17 protein-coding genes and 1 riboswitch are annotated in these 16,035 nt (G+C 63.9%); of the genes, 8 read left to right on the top strand and 9 right to left on the bottom strand.

The window, feature by feature from the left end:
- Positions 1-54: 54 nt before the first annotated feature.
- From cobO to NKI46_RS10835, 5 genes are all read right to left on the bottom strand, one after another.
- A complete protein-coding gene (cobO, locus tag NKI46_RS10815; RefSeq protein ID WP_023818021.1) occupies positions 55-669 on the bottom strand; it encodes a cob(I)yrinic acid a,c-diamide adenosyltransferase in 615 nt (204 codons plus the stop codon).
- Position 670: 1 nt separating this feature from the next.
- On the bottom strand, positions 671-1,183 hold the full coding sequence (cobU, locus tag NKI46_RS10820) for a bifunctional adenosylcobinamide kinase/adenosylcobinamide-phosphate guanylyltransferase (RefSeq protein ID WP_023818020.1): 513 nt from the start codon (positions 1,181-1,183) through the stop codon (positions 671-673).
- Positions 1,176-1,979 (bottom strand): CbtA family protein, encoded by an 804-nt coding sequence (locus NKI46_RS10825; RefSeq protein WP_023685226.1) that lies wholly within the window; start codon positions 1,977-1,979, stop codon positions 1,176-1,178. The genes cobU and NKI46_RS10825 overlap by 8 nt, the downstream gene beginning before the upstream one ends.
- Positions 1,980-1,994: 15 nt before the next feature.
- Positions 1,995-2,174, bottom strand: coding sequence for a CbtB domain-containing protein (locus NKI46_RS10830; protein WP_023670784.1), 180 nt, complete (start codon positions 2,172-2,174; stop codon positions 1,995-1,997).
- Positions 2,175-2,210: 36 nt separating this feature from the next.
- Positions 2,211-2,406, bottom strand: a riboswitch (cobalamin riboswitch).
- A gap of 67 nt (positions 2,407-2,473) precedes the next feature.
- On the bottom strand, positions 2,474-3,157 hold the full coding sequence (locus NKI46_RS10835) for a gamma-glutamylcyclotransferase (RefSeq protein WP_031193094.1): 684 nt from the start codon (positions 3,155-3,157) through the stop codon (positions 2,474-2,476).
- Between the two features lie 135 nt (positions 3,158-3,292).
- Between NKI46_RS10835 and NKI46_RS10840 the strand changes: the two genes are divergently transcribed.
- The gene (locus NKI46_RS10840; protein WP_352746120.1) at positions 3,293-4,468 is read left to right on the top strand and encodes an aromatic ring-hydroxylating oxygenase subunit alpha; all 1,176 of its coding nucleotides are present in this window, start codon (positions 3,293-3,295) and stop codon (positions 4,466-4,468) included.
- Positions 4,469-4,475: 7 nt separating this feature from the next.
- On the opposite strand, the gene NKI46_RS10845 is transcribed toward NKI46_RS10840, so the two are convergent.
- On the bottom strand, positions 4,476-5,675 hold the full coding sequence (locus tag NKI46_RS10845; protein WP_352746123.1) for an MFS transporter: 1,200 nt from the start codon (positions 5,673-5,675) through the stop codon (positions 4,476-4,478).
- Positions 5,676-5,907: 232 nt separating this feature from the next.
- Here NKI46_RS10845 and NKI46_RS10850 point away from each other — a divergent pair, with 232 nt between their 5' ends.
- Both NKI46_RS10850 and NKI46_RS10855 read left to right on the top strand, forming a co-directional pair.
- Positions 5,908-6,918 carry a heparan-alpha-glucosaminide N-acetyltransferase gene (locus tag NKI46_RS10850; RefSeq protein WP_352746126.1) on the top strand — a complete coding sequence of 337 codons (1,011 nt, stop codon included), beginning with the start codon at positions 5,908-5,910 and terminating at the stop codon, positions 6,916-6,918.
- The gene (locus NKI46_RS10855; protein WP_352746129.1) at positions 6,915-7,421 is read left to right on the top strand and encodes a methyltransferase family protein; all 507 of its coding nucleotides are present in this window, start codon (positions 6,915-6,917) and stop codon (positions 7,419-7,421) included. The genes NKI46_RS10850 and NKI46_RS10855 overlap by 4 nt, the downstream gene beginning before the upstream one ends.
- A gap of 300 nt (positions 7,422-7,721) precedes the next feature.
- Here the strand turns inward: NKI46_RS10855 and NKI46_RS10860 are convergent, their stop codons facing one another.
- A complete protein-coding gene (locus tag NKI46_RS10860) occupies positions 7,722-8,108 on the bottom strand; it encodes a MerR family transcriptional regulator (RefSeq protein WP_006203215.1) in 387 nt (128 codons plus the stop codon).
- Between the two features lie 157 nt (positions 8,109-8,265).
- Positions 8,266-9,684, bottom strand: a complete 1,419-nt coding sequence (gene mgtE, locus NKI46_RS10865; protein WP_352746131.1) for a magnesium transporter — start codon at positions 9,682-9,684, stop codon at positions 8,266-8,268.
- 267 nt (positions 9,685-9,951) lie between these two features.
- Between mgtE and NKI46_RS10870 the strand changes: the two genes are divergently transcribed.
- The 5 genes from NKI46_RS10870 to sucD all read left to right on the top strand — a co-directional run bounded on the left by NKI46_RS10870 (position 9,952) and on the right by sucD (position 15,056).
- Positions 9,952-10,617, top strand: a complete 666-nt coding sequence (locus tag NKI46_RS10870) for a response regulator transcription factor (protein WP_023698324.1) — start codon at positions 9,952-9,954, stop codon at positions 10,615-10,617.
- A gap of 146 nt (positions 10,618-10,763) precedes the next feature.
- Positions 10,764-11,954, top strand: coding sequence for an aminotransferase class V-fold PLP-dependent enzyme (locus NKI46_RS10875; protein WP_352746134.1), 1,191 nt, complete (start codon positions 10,764-10,766; stop codon positions 11,952-11,954).
- Positions 11,955-11,964: 10 nt separating this feature from the next.
- Positions 11,965-12,939 (top strand): HpcH/HpaI aldolase/citrate lyase family protein, encoded by a 975-nt coding sequence (locus tag NKI46_RS10880; RefSeq protein WP_023690973.1) that lies wholly within the window; start codon positions 11,965-11,967, stop codon positions 12,937-12,939.
- An 18-nt stretch (positions 12,940-12,957) separates the two neighbouring features.
- Positions 12,958-14,142, top strand: coding sequence for a malate--CoA ligase subunit beta (locus NKI46_RS10885; protein WP_352746138.1), 1,185 nt, complete (start codon positions 12,958-12,960; stop codon positions 14,140-14,142).
- A 14-nt stretch (positions 14,143-14,156) separates the two neighbouring features.
- Positions 14,157-15,056 carry a succinate--CoA ligase subunit alpha gene (gene sucD, locus NKI46_RS10890; protein ID WP_352746141.1) on the top strand — a complete coding sequence of 300 codons (900 nt, stop codon included), beginning with the start codon at positions 14,157-14,159 and terminating at the stop codon, positions 15,054-15,056.
- A gap of 42 nt (positions 15,057-15,098) precedes the next feature.
- Here sucD and NKI46_RS10895 read toward each other — a convergent pair whose 3' ends face one another.
- Positions 15,099-16,031 (bottom strand): TauD/TfdA dioxygenase family protein, encoded by a 933-nt coding sequence (locus tag NKI46_RS10895; protein WP_352746143.1) that lies wholly within the window; start codon positions 16,029-16,031, stop codon positions 15,099-15,101.
- Positions 16,032-16,035: the final 4 nt, after the last annotated feature.

Below are 16,035 nucleotides of genomic sequence, written 5' to 3' on the forward strand. Positions count from 1 at the left end.
CCCAATCCGCTTCGCGGATCGACCCTCCCCACAAGGGGGAGGGTACGAAACCCCTCAAAACTCGATCCCCTGCTGTGCCTTCACGCCGGCCGAAAAATGATGCTTGGTCACGCCCATCTCCGTCACCAGATCCGCCGCCTCGACCAGCGCCGGCTTGGCGTTGCGGCCGGTGACGACGACATGCAGGCCTTCGCGCCGCGCTTTCAGCGCCGCCACCACTCTGTCGAGATCGAGATAGTCGTAACGCAGCGCGATGTTCAGTTCGTCCAGCACCACGAGGCTGATCAAGGGATCGGCGATCAGCTCCAGTGCCTTGGCCCAGGCGGCTTCGGCCGCCTTAATGTCGCGCTTCAGATCCTGCGTCTCCCAAGTGAAACCCTCGCCCATCGTGTGCCAGACGACGCGGCCGCCAAACGCCGCGAAGGCATCCTTCTCGCCGGTGTGCCATTTGCCCTTGATGAACTGGACGATTCCGACGCGCTTGCCATAGCCGAGCATGCGCAGCGCCAGCCCGAAGGCAGCCGTGGTCTTGCCCTTGCCGGGTCCGGTGTTGACGATCAGCAGCCCCTTCTCGACCGTCTTTTCCGCGACCTCGGCGTCCTGCACCGCCTTGCGCTTGGCCATCTTGGCGCGATGGCGTTCTTCGTCTTTTGCGTCGATATCGGTCATCTCATTTCACCTTGAGCGGCAGCCCCGCCACCATCAGAAGCACCATATCAGCTACCACCGCGATCTGCTGGTTGAGCCGGCCGGCGGCATCGCGGAACCGGCGTGCCAGCGCATTGTCGGGCACAATGCCTTGTCCGACTTCGTTGGAGACCACGAACCACGGTCCGCGCGGCCGCGAAAGCACATCGGCCAGCCGCCGGCACTCCCCCTCCAGATCATGATCGGCCAGCATATGATTGGTTAGCCAAAGCGTCAGGCAGTCGACAAGCACCGGCTGGCTGTCCGGCAATGCCTCGAGCGCACCGGCAAGATCAAGCGGGGCGTCGATGGTCGCCCATCCCTCGCCGCGGCGCGAGCGGTGCTGCGCGATGCGCTCGCGCATTTCGCCGTCATAGGATTGCGCGGTGGCGATATAGGCCCATGGCGGCAGCAACGCCGTCGCCAAAGTTTCGGCATGCGCGCTCTTGCCGGAGCGCGCACCGCCGATGATGAAGGTCAAACTGCGATCAGGCAAAGCTGTCGCGCAGGCTGGTCGCGGTGCCGGCGAAGCGCGAGTGCACTATGCCGACAACTGCGCCGAGCACCAGCCAGAACACCAGATTGGTCAGCGTCACCGCCACCACGAACTGATGATGCAGGCCCTCCGGGATCGGCGTTACGAAACTGTCAGGCTGCGGCGCGCCGACAATATGCGGGGCGACGATCAGGAGGACGGCGAGCACGGTCAGGGGCGCCGACGTGCGGAAGGTAATAAGGGCAAGGCCGATCGCGGTTGCCATCACCGTTGCCCACCACCAGATCTGGCGCTGTATGAGATCGGCCGCCGGCATTGCCGGCAGTTCCGGCGGCAGGCCGAGTCCCGGCGCCAGCGTGAACACGGCAAAGCCCGCCAGACCCCAGAACACGCCCTGGCGCCAGCTGCCGATGCCGCCGGCGAACTCGGAAACCGCCACCAGGACCAGCGCGAAGCCGATGCCGGTGACGATATTGGCGACGACACTGAAGGCGAAACGCTCGAAGCCGTCGGCCGGCGCCCAGCCTTCGTCCTCCGCCGGCGCGGCTGCTTCAGCCGGTGCTGCGCTGCTCACCGCATTTTCCGCCGGCGCGGCGGTGCTCATGGCATTGGGGTCCGCAGCGTTGGCGGCGGGCGCCGCGGCATGCTGATGCTCATGGCCGCCACCAGCCTTTTCGTAGACCTCCGCCTTGAGGATCAGCGGCACGGTGGCGTAGGCCTGCATGCAGGCGAGAGCGACACCGGCCACGAGCCCTGCGATCGCCGCGATGAACACGACGTTGCGAAACAGGTTCATGATGTCAGATCCTCGTCAGTGGCAGGGAAACGCCATCGAATGGCGATAGTCGTGCGCCGCATTGTGGACCGCATCGATGTGCGAGAAACCGACAACGCCGACGACGAAAATGCCCAGAAACGCGCTAAGCACGAGCTGCATGAAGCGCGACTGCGAGGAGACGGAAGCGCCGAGGGAGACGGAAGCGGTATTCATATCTTGTCCTTTCGCCCTCCACCCGAGGGCATCGAAGTCAGTTCCCTGTCGCCGGCAGGTCTCCTGGCTCGCGGATCAGCGCCCTTCCCCACCTTCCCGAAGAAAAAATCCCCAGTGGCTTGGAGAGGACTACCGCACACAGTTGCGGGGGCAGCCACGGCATTGGGCAACAAGTCAGCCCTCACCGCATTCCCTCTTGGTCCCTAACGGAACCGACGACATGCATGACTATAGGCTGAAACGGTCGCATCCGGCAAACCAAATTCCGCCGGCCAACAGCGCGAATGCGCCATGCGGCGTTACGGGTTCAACGCGGTGATCCGCTCGGCAACCAGCCGCTGCAGCCGCCACAGATGGCGATCGTGAATGCCGCGCTCTTCAAGGTTTTTCACCGTGTTGTAGAGATAGTCGGCGCCCGACCCGCAGGACGTTGCCAGCCTTTCGACGACCTTGCCCTCGTCGAGCGGTCCGGAATAGGTCAGGCCGTTGCGGTTGATGACGAAGGCCAATGCCCTGAGCGGTCCGGCCTCGCTTGCAAGCTTGAGCATGCGCGGCCGGTAGCTTGTCGGCTTCAGCGTGACTTCGCGCCGGAAAAGCCGGCCCAACTGCTCGCGCCGGTTATTGCCGGTCAGCCGAAAGGCGACGCCCTTGCATTGTCCGCCACGGTCCAGCGCCATCATCAGGCCGGGGCTGTCCTTGGTGCCGCGCCAGCGCGTCATGTTCATGCAAAAGGACCGATGCCAGCCGCGCGCCAGCGCAACGCGGTCCTCGACATAATCTATTTCCGGTTTCCAGATCAGCGATCCATAGCCGAACAGCCATAGCGGTTCGCTGTCCGGGAGTTCGACCTGCAATTCATCCAGCAGCGCGTCATAGTCGGCTTCATCGAGATGCATCGCGTCCGGATCCGGCCCGGGGTCCCTGATCTCGCGCCAGCAGCGCGCGACCAGCTCCGGCGTAAGCGACATCTGTCGTGCGGCCACTTCCGAATCCCCCCAATTTCCGAATGTCCCGTGTCCACGACATGATTATGCGCCGCGCCTGCAACCGGCAATGCGGCACTCTGATTGACAAACGATTTGCCGGGGTGTCGGCTGACGCTTCATAGGAAGCCAGCCATGCATCCCAGCCCGAGCGAGCGCGACCCCTATAACGGCCTGAGCCGGGCCGAACCGACGCTACCGTCGTCGGCCTATTGGAATAGCGAGGCTTACCAGCGCGATCTCGACGCCATCTGGCACAAAAGCTGGCTGCTCGTCTGCCGCGAGGCCGACCTCGCCCAGCCGCTGGCGTTCAGGACATTCCGCGTCGGCACGCAGGAAATCGTCATTCTGCGGGACGAGACCGGCGAACTGCGCGCCTTCCACAACACTTGCCGGCATCGCGGCTCGCAGCTTTGCCAGAAAAGCGAGGGCCGGCTTAAAGCGCGGCTCATCACGTGCCCCTACCACGCCTGGTCCTACTCGCTGCGCGGCGATCTCGTGCGCGTTCCCTCGAAATCGCTGCCAGATGGTTTCGACAAGGCAGATCATCCGCTCTACCGGGTGGCGCTGTCGGTGTGGCGCGGCTTTGTCTTTGTGAACCTTCAGCAGGCTGCGGCCGGCTCCGCCGGGACCTCCTTCGATCCCGCATCCGGCGACCTCGCCAACTGGCCGCTGGAAACGCTGGTATCAGGCCATGTCCTGCGCAAGGTGATGAACTGCAACTGGAAGATCTTCTGGGAAAACTTCAACGAGTGCCTGCATTGCCCGGGCGTCCACAAGGACCTGTCTCGGCTGGTGCCGATATACGGTCGCGGCCTGATGAGCCGGCACGACGACCCCGACTGGGTCCGCCATGCCGACAATGACGCGCCGGAGTTTTCGGGTGGCCTGCGCGCCGGCGCCGAGACCTGGTCGCGCGACGGACATGCCCATGGCCCGGTCTTACCGGGCCTGACGCCAGCCGAGCGTGCGGCCGGACAGACCTATGCCACCAGCCTGCCCTCGATGTTCATCGTCGGCCATGTCGATTATGTCAGGACGGTGCGACTGATGCCGCTCGGTCCCGAACAGACCGAACTCACCGCCGAATGGCTGTTCGCGCCCGAGGCGCTGGCTGAGACGGACATCGACAACGTCGTCGCCTTCGGCACCCAGGTGCTGGAGGAGGATGCCGCGATCTGCGAGATCAATCAGAAAGGCCTGCGCTCGATGCGCCACCAGGCCGGCGTGCTGATGCCGGAGGAGTACGATCTGCACCGCTTCCACAACTGGGTGCGCGGGCGGCATGCAGCGCTTGAGGCAACCGCCTGATCGGCGACTAAAGCGACTTCGGCAGATAGCGCCAGGTGATAAAGCCGCAAACCGCGGCCAGAATGCCCAGCGTCACGAACACCGAGCCGAGGCCGAAAAACGCCAGCACCACCGAATAGACCAGCGGCGGCGTCAGCTCGGAAAAGTCGAGATAGGTGCGGTAGACCGCGGCCATCTGCGCCCGCTCATAGGACCGCACCGAGCGCATGAAGGCGGTCGAGCCCAGTGCATCGAGCGCGATGGTGAAGAAGGCGCCGCAGAGCAGGAAAAAGCCCGTAAGCAGCGGCGCGGTAGTGCCGACCGCGCCCGCCGCAAGCAGCGTCGCCGACATCGCGAAATAGGCGAAGGTCATGGTGCGCCGGCCGCCGAAGCGTTTTCCAGCCTTGCCCCAGAAGATCGCCATGAACAACAGCGCATTGCCGGCCGAAACCAGCAGGCCGCCGGCAAGCTCGCCCTCGCCGGTAATCACCATGAACAGCGGCCCATAGACGAAGAACGTCGTCCAGAAGCAGGACCGGCCGAAGGCGATCAGCCAAGCCAGCCTGAGCCTGGGTTGTGCTACGAAGCGGCCGATATTGGCCAGCGGATTGGCCGGCCGCGTCTTGCCAGGCCGGATCGACTGGTTGTCGCCCAGCCTGTAGGTCCAGAACAGCGCCAGCAAGGCCAACGCAAACACCGCCACCGCGCCATGCGCGGCATAGATGCCGTAGCGTGTGTAGAGGAAGATGCCGAGTGTCGGCCCGCCGGTCCAGGCAAGCATCGACCACGCCATGCGCAGCGATTCGGCCTGCATGAAATCGGTCTTGCGGATGTGATCCATGATGTAGAGGTTGAGCGTGATCGACAGGGCGCTCGCCCCCATGACGCGGCACAGCATGCCTGCCAGTTGCCCGGCAAGCGTGTGGGTGACGAAGAACAGCGAGCCTATCGCCAGCAGGCAGGCGCCGGCGGTATAGACCCAGCGCCGGGCAAACCTGCGGATCAAGATCGGCATGAACAAGGTCACCGACAGGCCGAGCAGCGCCACGATGGTGTATAGGATCGAGACGATCTGCTCGTTGTGCAGAATCTCATAGGCCTGGATCGGGATGACGCTCGATACCGTGGCGCGGGCAAAGGATTCGACCGCATAGAGCGAGGCAAAGGTGCGGGCATCCGCCGGACGCAGGGCCGGAAGCCAGATCGGATGGCGCACATGGGTGGACATTTGATCCCCAAATCAGACTCGCAGCCCAAATCTGCGCTGGCGCTTCCTCCGCCGGTAACAGGAAACCGACCCCTTCCCGGCAAAAAGCGAATTCGGCCAAAGGCTTTCCGGCTCTGGCCTAAAGCGCCGCCCGATGCAGCTGCACGGCATGACCCGGAGCGTAGAGGGCGGCCTTCTTTTGTCCGGTGCAACCGTGATAATCGTCTTTCGGGCTGAATCAGATCGCGAGACCATGAGCATCCATACCGCACCCCCTGGAGATCAACTGAAGCGAGATCAACCGAAGCGCATCGTCGCCATCGATGTCGTACGCGGCATCGCGCTGATCGCCATGGCGAGCTACCACTTCACCTGGGATCTCGAAAATTTCCACTACACCGACCCCGGCCTCACCGCCGTCGGCTGGTGGAAGATTTATGCGCGCTGCATCGCCTCGACCTTCCTGTTCTTGGTCGGCGTCAGCCTGTTTCTCGCTCATGGCAGGCAGATCCGCTGGACCGGCTTCTGGAAACGTTTTGCCATGGTCGCCGTCGCGGCCGCCGCTATATCGGCGGTCACGTACTTCATCACGCCGGACAGCTTCATCTTCTTCGGCATCCTGCATCAGATCGCGCTGGCCAGCTTGCTCGGCCTTTTGTTTCTGCGGCTGCCTTCCTGGCTGACGCTGGTCGTGGCGGCGGTGGTGATCGCAGTCCCCCTCTATCTCCGATCCGAAGCCTTCGATCATCCGGCGCTGTGGTGGGTCGGCCTGTCGGCGATCAACCCGCGCTCCAATGATTACGTGCCGCTGTTTCCCTGGTTCGGCGCCGTGCTTCTCGGCATCGCCGCGGCAAAGTTTGCGTCCACCACCGGCCTGCTGGCGCGGCTGGCCACGCTGGGATCAGGAAGCTGGACCAGGCCGCTCACCTTCATCGGCCGCCACAGCCTGGCTTTCTACCTGATCCACCAGCCGCTGCTGTTCGGCTGCGTCTGGCTGTTCTCGCAGATCGCGCCGGCGCCGGTCGAGACACGGGAAGTGGTCTTCCTCAAAGAATGCCAGGTATCCTGCGAACAGCAGCGCGACACGGAGTTCTGCACCAGCTATTGTGTGTGCATGCTGGACACGCTGCAAAGCGAAGCGGCATTCGACCGGCTCTACAATGGTGACCAGACCCCGGAGTTCAAAGCGCATCTCGGTGAACTCGCCGGCATCTGCACCGCCAGGACGGAGGAGAGTCCGATGACGCAGGGAGGGCAACAATGACCGACAAGCTGGCAAAACCCCGGCTGGCAAAACCCGATCTATCGAGACCACGGCTGATCCCGTGGCCGCCACTGATCTACATCGCCGCCATCGCCATCAGCATCGTGCTCGGCCTGTTCTATCCCCTGCCCTGGATCGGCGACCTCTTGGGCGACCTTTTGTTTGCCGCCGGCTTTGTGGTGCTGTTTGCCGTCGCAGCCCTCTGGTTCACCGCTATCCGCACCATGATCCGGGCCAAAACGACGATGAACCCCAATGGCTTGCCGGAGCATCTGGTGACGTCTGGCCCGTTCGGCGTCACGCGCAACCCGATGTATCTGGCCAACACGCTGCTTTTGATCGGCGTCGCCTTCGTCTCGGGGATCGTATGGTTCCTGCCGCTGGCTTTGATCGCGGCATTTGCAACGCAGAAGGTCGCGATCGAGAGCGAGGAGAAGGTGCTGTTCGCCAAATTCGGCAAGAAGTACCGCGACTATGCGAAGCGGGTCAGGCGCTGGATCTAAAGCGGCGTGGCAGGGGTGTATACCTTGGCGATTAGCTGGCGCATCCGTCTCGTCGTCATCCACGGGCGGAGCAAGGAGCGTAGCGACGCAGCACAGACCCGAGGATCCATGCCGCGACTTCCAAGCGCCGCCATGGTCCAGAATTCTGCAGCGCTGCACTCCACGGCCAATGTCACGGAAGGGATTCTAGGGTCTCCGCGACGGAGCTTCGCTCCTGCTTCGCCCTAGAATGACGAAGTGGGAAGGGCTCCGGCTAATCGCGAACGTTTGCGACGGGCGCGCAAACGCTCGGGGGTCCGCTCAGGTATTAACCCCCAGCTCCACCAGCCGCTCGACGCATGACTCCTCAGCCTGGTCGAGCTCCGCCAGCGTCTCCTCGAGATCGCGGCGCTTCTGGCGCAAATCCTCGCGCTTCTCCTCGATGCGCTTGATCATCAGCTTGAGTTGACCGACCTCGCCGGGCGGTTCCTTGTACATCTGGATAATTTCGCGGATCTCGTTGATCGAGAAGCCGAGCCGCTTTCCGCGCATGATCTGGCGGATCAGATGCCGGTCCGACGGACGAAACAGCCTTGTGCGGCCCCGCCGCACCGGTTGCACCAGCCCCTCATCCTCATAGAAGCGCAGCGTCCGCGTCGACACGTCGAATTCGCGGGTCAGTTCGGTGATGGAATAATATTCCCGCATCTTTGCTCCAAATGTCGGAACATCGGAAAACGCCCGGTCGCCCGGGATTCCAACGCATTCCGATCAACCCCGTTCCAAGCCGGACTCGGCATGAAACCCCGCGCAAGCCTCGCACCACATTTACGTAAAAGTCAATTGAACCCGCAACGCCTCTTTCTCAAGGGATAGCGAACCACCAGGTGGCCAGCCCGAGGAAGGCAAAGAAGCCAACGACGTCGGTGACGGTGGTGACGAAAACCGCCGACGCCACCGCCGGGTCGATCTTGAACCGGTCGAGCAATAGCGGGATCAGGATACCGGCAAGGGCTGCCACGAACATGTTGATGATCATGGCCGCCGCTATGATGCCGCCCAGATTGGCATCGCGGAACCAGACGGCCGCGACGATGCCGATCAGCACGGCGAAGATGATGCCGTTGATGGAACCCACGCCCATTTCGCGGCGGATGATGCGGCCGGCATTGTAGATGTCGAGATCCCTGGTCGCCAGCGCGCGCACGGTGACGGTCATGGTCTGCGAACCGGCATTGCCGCCCATGCCGGCCACGATCGGCATCAGCACGGCCAGCGCCACAATATGCTCGATGGTGCGGTCGAACAAGCCGATCACCGATGCCGCCAGGAACGCCGTCAACAGGTTGACCAGCAGCCAGGGAACGCGCGAGCGCGAGGTCGAAAGAATGCTGTCGGACAACTCTTCGTCGCCGACGCCGCCCATGCGCAGCAGATCTTCCTCGGCCTCCTGCTGGATGACGTCGACGACGTCGTCGATGGTCAGCACGCCGACCAGCCGCTCGTTCTCGTCGACGACGGCGGCGGACAGAAGATCGTATTGCTCGAAGTCCCGCGCCGCCTCTTCCTGGTCCATGGTGGCCGGAATGGCGTGCCTCGTCTCGTGCATCACGTCTCCGACCTTGGTCGTGCGCTTGGTGCGCAGGATCTGGTCGAGGTCGATGGCGCCGAGCAACTTGAAGCTTGGATCGATGACGAAGATCTGGCTGAAGCGCTCGGGCAGGTTCTTGTCTTCGCGCATGTAGTCGATGGTCTGGCCTATGGTCCAGAACGGCGGCACGGCGACAAACTCGGTCTGCATGCGGCGACCGGCGGTCTCTTCCGGGTAGTCGAGCGAGCGGCGCAGCCTGATCCGCTCGGTGAACGGCAACTGCGACAGGATCTCGTCCTGGTCTTCCTTTTCAAGGTCTTCGAGAATGTAGACCGCGTCATCGGAATCGAGGTCCTGCATGCCCTGGGCAATTTGCTCATTGGGCATATTGTCGACGATATCGCGGCGGATCGCCTCGTCGACCTCGGTCAGCGACGAGAAGTCGAAATCGGCGCCGAGCAGTTCGACAAGGGCGCGACGCTGTTCGGGGTGCAGGGCCTCCAGCAGATCGCCAAGTTCCGACTGGTGCAGGTCGTCGACTTCGCGCTTCAGCGTCAGCGTATCGCGATCGGCGATCGCCGCCCCGATCTGGGCCAGGAATGATGACAGGACGGCGCCGTCCTCGCCATAGATGTCGGCGTGGGCATCCTCAGCGGCTTTGGCGCCGGTCGTGTGGTCGTCCTGGCGTTCCACCAGCGGCTCCCGCCATGGGAATTTCGGAAAAGGTGCCTGTCAGGTCTAGCGCGCAACGCACGGGAATATCAAACGAAATGCGCCCCGCCCGGCATATGGGGAGAGAGCGATTTCATCAGGATATGACGCCGCCCAGGATTCAGGCGGCGCGACAGCACATGTCGCTGGGGAAAGAGCACCCCAGCACGGTTGGGGCAGAATTGTCATGATGCAGGTCCAGGCAAAGGCCGGACCCGCCCAGGCGACAACCAGAACAGCCGGAAGCCCTTGAAGATCAGGTCGCAGACGCAGAAGGCAATCGAGGAACGGCGCGTGCGCGTGGTCGTGGCCGAACGCAATCCGCTCGTCATATCGGCGCTGCGCGACATGCTGGACTGCGACGGGCGCTTCGATCTCAGGGCCTGCGTGCAAAGCGGCAGGCATTTTCTGGAATTGGCAGCCGAAGCGGAATTCGACGTCGCCGTTATCGGCTGGAAGCTCTCCGACATGGACGGCGCCGATGTGCTGGCCGAGGTTCACAGCCGCAAGCTCGGCGTGCGCATCGCGGTGTTTTCCAACGACCACGACATCGGCATCCTGAAGCAGTGCGTGCGGCTCGGCGCCCAGGGCTACTGCTTCCAGTTCGACGATCCGGCGATCATCTTCGAGACCATCCTGGCCGTCGCGCATGGCCGCATCTGCATCCCCTACATCGACATCAACAAGGTCAACGACACACCCTTGTCGCTGCTCACCGTGCGCGAGCGCGAGCTGCTGGCGGTGCTGTCCGACGGCTGGACCAATCTGCAGATCGCGACGCGCACCGGGATTTCGGAGAACACGGTGAAATACCACCTCAAGAACCTCTACGACAAGCTCGACGTCCGCAACCGGGCGATGGCCGTCGCGCTCTATGCGCGCGAGCGGCGTACCCAAAAGCAGCCGTTCGGGTAGGCAAGCGATGAGCCGCGGGTAGGATGGCCGGGTAGGCAAGCCCCACCCGCGCGCGGCAAGATGTTACCCCTTGAGGTGTTGTCGCCTTTAGCCGTCGAAACGAAACTCCCTATCACCGCTTTGCTGGATCAGGAGGAGTTCGCGACATGGCCGGTTTCACCCATCTTTTCATTCCCGGACCGACCAACATTCCCGAACAGGTCCGCCAGGCAATGAACCTGCCGATGGAGGACATGCGTGCAGCATCCTTCCCCGATCTCACGCTACCGCTGTTCGAAGACATCAAGACGGTGTTCAAGAACGAGACCGGCCGCGTCTTCATCTATCCCTCCTCCGGCACCGGCGCCTGGGAAGCGGCGATGACCAATGTGCTCAGCCCCGGTGACCGCGTGCTGATGTCGCGCTTCGGCCAGTTCTCGCATCTGTGGGTCGACATGGCCGAACGGCTCGGCTTCGAGGTCGATGTCATCGACTGCGAATGGGGAACCGGCGTGCCGCTCGAGCTCTATGCCGAGCGGCTCAGGGCCGACAAGGCGCACCGCATCAAGGCAGTCTTCTGCACCCAGAACGAGACCGCGACCGGCGTGACCAGCGACGTCGCCGGTTGCCGCGCCGCGCTCGACGACGCCAATCACCCTGCCCTTCTCTTTGTCGACGGCGTGTCGTCGATCGGCTCGATCGACTTCCGCCAGGAGGAATGGGGCGTCGACTGCGCGGTCAGCGGCTCGCAGAAGGGTTTCATGCTGCCCGCCGGCCTCGGTTTCCTCTCCGTCAGCAAGAAGGCGCTGGTGGCGTCGCGGAGCGCGACCCACCGCCGCTGCTTCTTCTCCTTCGAAGACATGATCCGCGCCAACGACGCCGGCTATTTCCCTTATACGCCGGCTACTCAGCTGCTGCGCGGCCTGCGCGCCTCGCTCGACCTGATCGCCGAGGAAGGGCTGGAAAACATCTTCGCCCGTCACCATCGCCTCGCCGAAGGCGTGCGCAAGGCGGTCGACGCCTGGGGCCTGAAGCTCTGCGCCAAGGCGCCGAAATGGCACTCCGACACCGTCAGCGCCATCCTGGTGCCGGACGGCGTCGACAGCGGCGATGTGGTCAAGCGCGCCGACCAGAAATACCAGACCTCGCTCGGCGGCGGCCTCAACAAGGTGATCGGCAAGGTCTTCCGCATCGGCCATCTCGGCTGGCTGAACGAGGTGATGGTGCTGGCCTCGCTCTCGGCCGCCGAAATGGCGCTGCTCGACTGCGGCGTACGGCTGGCGCCCGGCTCCGGCGTCGGCGCCGCCATCCAGCACTTCCGCGCCTCGGCCGCCGTGCCGGTCGCCGAAGCCGCCTGAGGAGCCGACAATGAGCCACACCATCAACCACCTCAAGAAATTACGGCTGCAGCGCAGCGAGCTGGCGGTTCCAGGCTCCAGCCCGGAAATGATCGACAAGGCGGCCAACAGCGCCGCCGACTTCATCTTCCTCGACATCGAGGATGCGGTCGCCCCGCCCGACAAGGAACGCGCCCGCAAGAACATCATCCAGGCGCTCAACGACATCGACTGGCGCGCCAAGGGCAAGACCGTCTCGGTGCGCATCAACGGCCTCGACACGCACTACATGTACCGCGACGTGGTTGACGTCATGGAGCAGGCCGGTGACCGGCTGGACACCATTTTGGTGCCGAAGGTCGGCGTGCCGGCCGACCTCTACATGGTCGAGGCCATGGTCAACCAGATCGAGATGGCAAAGGGCTTCAGGACCCGCGTCGGCCTCGAAGCGCTGATCGAGACCGCGCTCGGCATGGCCAATGTCGAGGCGATTGCCGCGACACCCGGCCGGCTGGAAGCCATGCATTTCGGCGTCGCCGACTATGCGGCAAGCTGCAAGGCGCGCACGGTCAACATTGGCGGCCTCAACCCCGACTATCCCGGCGATCAGTGGCATTTCGCTCTGTCGCGCATGACCGTCGCCTGCCGCGCCTATGGCTTGCGCGCCATTGACGGGCCGTTCGGCGACTTCTCCGATCCGGAGGGCTACATCGCTGGCGCCAGGCGCGCGGCGGCGCTGGGCATCGAAGGCAAGTGGGCGATCCACCCCTCGCAGATCGCGCTTGCCAACGACGTCTTCTCTCCACCGGAAAAAGAGGTCACCCGCGCCCGGCGCATCCTCGAAGTGCTGAAGGAGGCGGAGGCGCAGGGCAAGGGCGCGGCCGCCCTCGACGGCAAGATGATCGACGCCGCGTCGGAACGCATGGCGCGCAATGTTCTGGTGGTCAACGAGGCAATCGAACGCGCCGGTCAATTCTCTAGTGAGCCGCGCGTCGCCACGCATTGACCGTTCAGGGAGGACAAAATGGACATCCACGAATATCAGGCCAAGGAACTGCTGGCACGCCACGGCGTGCATGTGCCGCGCGGCGGGCTGGCCTACAGCCCCGAGCAGGCAACCTACAGGGCGCGCGAGATCGGCGGCAGCAAATGGGTGCTGAAGGCGCAGGTGCATTCCGGCGCCCGCGGCAAGGCCGGCGGCATCAAGCTATGCGCCAATGACGAGGAAATCTCCGACGCCGCCGAAGCCATGCTCGGCCGCAAGCTGGTGACCCACCAGACCGGCCCGCGCGGCAAGCTGATTTCGCGCCTCTATCTCGAGGAAGCCGTCGACATAGCGCAGGAGCTCTATGTCGGCTTCGTCCTCGACCGCAAGGAAGAGCGCGTCATGATCGTGGCTTCGGCTGCCGGCGGCATGGAGATCGAGGACATCGTCGAAAAGGCGCCGAACTCCATCCTGCGCACATCGGTCGATCCCGGCGTCGGCATGCAGCGTTTCCAGGCGCGCGAAATCGCCTTCGGGCTCGGCCTCGACCACAATCTGATCGGCAAGGCGACCGAGACCATCTTCAGCTGCTACCAGGTGTTTCGCGACTACGACGCCTCGATGCTGGAGATCAATCCGCTGGTGGTGACCCGCGACGGCAATTTGATCGCGCTCGACGCCAAGATGTCGTTCGACGAGAACGCGTTGTTCCGACGGCCGGAAATCTCCGAGCTGCGCGACAAAAGCCAGGAAGATCCGCGCGAAACCTTCGCCAGCGATCGCGGCCTCTCCTATGTCGGCCTCGACGGCAACATCGGCTGCATCATCAATGGCGCAGGGCTCGCCATGGCGACCATGGACATGATCAAGATCGCCGGCGGCGAACCGGCCAACTTCCTCGACATCGGTGGCGGCGCCTCGCCCGAGCGGGTGGCGAAATCCTTCCGCGCCGTGCTCGGCGACAAGAATGTCGAGACCATCCTGGTCAACATCTTCGCCGGCATCAACCGCTGCGACTGGGTCGCCGAAGGCGTCATCAAGGCGATCCGCGAGGTCGGCGTCAACGTGCCGCTGGTGGTCCGTCTCTCCGGCACCAGGGCCGAGGAAGGCCGCCGCATCCTGGCTGATTCCGGCGAGGCGGTGATCGTTGCCGACACGCTTGCAGAAGCCGCCGAAAAAGCCGTCGCCGCATGGCGCGCGGCCACCAAGAAAAAAGCAGCCTGAGGGAGGTCGAGAAAATGGCAATCCTGCTCAACCGCAGCACCCGCGTCATCGTCCAGGGGTTCACCGGCAAGATCGGCAGCTTCCATGCCGACGACATGAAACGCTATGGCACCAAGCTGGTCGGCGGCGTCACCCCCGGCAAAGGCGGCCAGAAGCATCTCGGCCTGCCCATCTTCAACACGGTCAAGGGCGCGGTGCGCGAGACCCGCGCCGAGGCCAGCATCGTCTTCGTGCCGCCGCCCTTTGCCGCCGATTCGATCATGGAAGCGGCGGACGCCGGCATTAAACTCTGCGTCTGCATCACCGACGGCATCCCGTCGCAGGACATGATGCAGGTCAAGCGCTACATGCTGCGCTACCGCTACGAGGACCGCATGCGGCTGATCGGCCCGAACTGCGCCGGCGTCATCACGCCCGGACAGGCGCTGATCGGCATCATGCCCGGCAGCATCTACCTCCCCGGCCGCGTCGGCATTGTCGGCCGCTCCGGAACGCTCGGCTACGAGGCGGCGTCGCAGATGAAGTCGCTCGGCATCGGCGTCTCGACCAGCGTCGGCATTGGCGGCGACCCGATCAACGGCTCGTCCTTCAAGGACATGCTGAAACTGTTCGAACAGGATGACGACACCGACGCGGTGGTGATGATCGGCGAGATCGGCGGACCGCAGGAAGCCGAAGCCGCGATCTGGGCGCGCGATAATATGCGCAAGCCCCTGATCGCCTACATCGCCGGCCTCTCCGCCCCCAAAGGCCGCCGCATGGGCCACGCCGGCGCCATCATCTCGGCCTTCGGCGAGTCCGCGCAGGAAAAGGTGGAGATCCTCAAGGACGCCGGGGTGATCATCGTGCCGACGCCGTCGTCGTTTGGTGAGGTGGTAGCCGATACGCTCGCGGGCATGAAGAAGGCGGCGTGACAGCAGCCCCCGAGTCCGACTGCGCCTCAGGCAGCCCGAACCTCAGGCAGCCTTGTCGGTCGCGGGCTTCGCGAACTTGGTGCGGGTGGCGCTGCGGCGGCCGTCGATGCTGACGGGAACGTCGCCGTCGACCGTGGCGCGACGCACCACCCGGTGCTGGTCGCCATAGTCGTTGACGGCGTAGTGCTGCGTCGCGCGGTTGTCCCAGATCGCCACATCGCCGGCTTTCCAGCGCCAGCGCACGGTGTTCTCCGGCGCCGTGACATAGGACTGGAACACCTCGTAGAGCTTCGCCGAATCGCTTTTGGAAAGGCCGATCAGCCGTTGCACGAAATTGCCGAGCAGCAGCGTGCGCTCGCCTGTTTCGGGATGGACGCGGACGACGGGATGCTCGGTCTCGTAGATCGTCGAGGTGAAGATTTCCTCGAAGTGCTTCTTTTCCGCGGCGCTCGCACGCGGCCGCACCGCGGCGTAATCGTAGGCGTTGCTGTGAACCGCCCAGAGATTGTCGGCCAGCAGTTTCAACGGCTCGGGCAGGTCCTGGTAGGCGGCCGCGGTGTTCGACCAGATGGTGTCGCCGCCGGCCGGCGGTATGACGACGCCGCGAAGAACGGAGAATTTCGGATAGGCGTCGACGAAGGTGACATCGGTATGCCATTGGTCGGCGCGACCGCCGCCACGGCTGGAATCGAGTTCGAGAATGGACGCCGTTCCCTTGACGGGACCTTGGGTCGGATGCGGGACGAGGTCGCCGAGACGCTGGGCAAAGCGCTCCTGCCCGGCATCGTCGAGATGCGCCTGGTCGCGGAAGAACACCACCTTGTGCCGCAACAGGATCTGGTTGATCGCCGCGACCGTCTGCTGCGGCAGGTCGCCGGAGAGCCGAATGTTCCTGATCTCTGCGCCGACGCGTCCGGTAAGCGGGACAATATCGGAAACCGGGGTGATCTGCTCTACGGGGGTAAGTCTGGTCATGGGA

Source organism: Mesorhizobium sp. M0615, assembly GCF_040320805.1.
Taxonomy (GTDB): Bacteria; Pseudomonadota; Alphaproteobacteria; order Rhizobiales; family Rhizobiaceae; genus Mesorhizobium.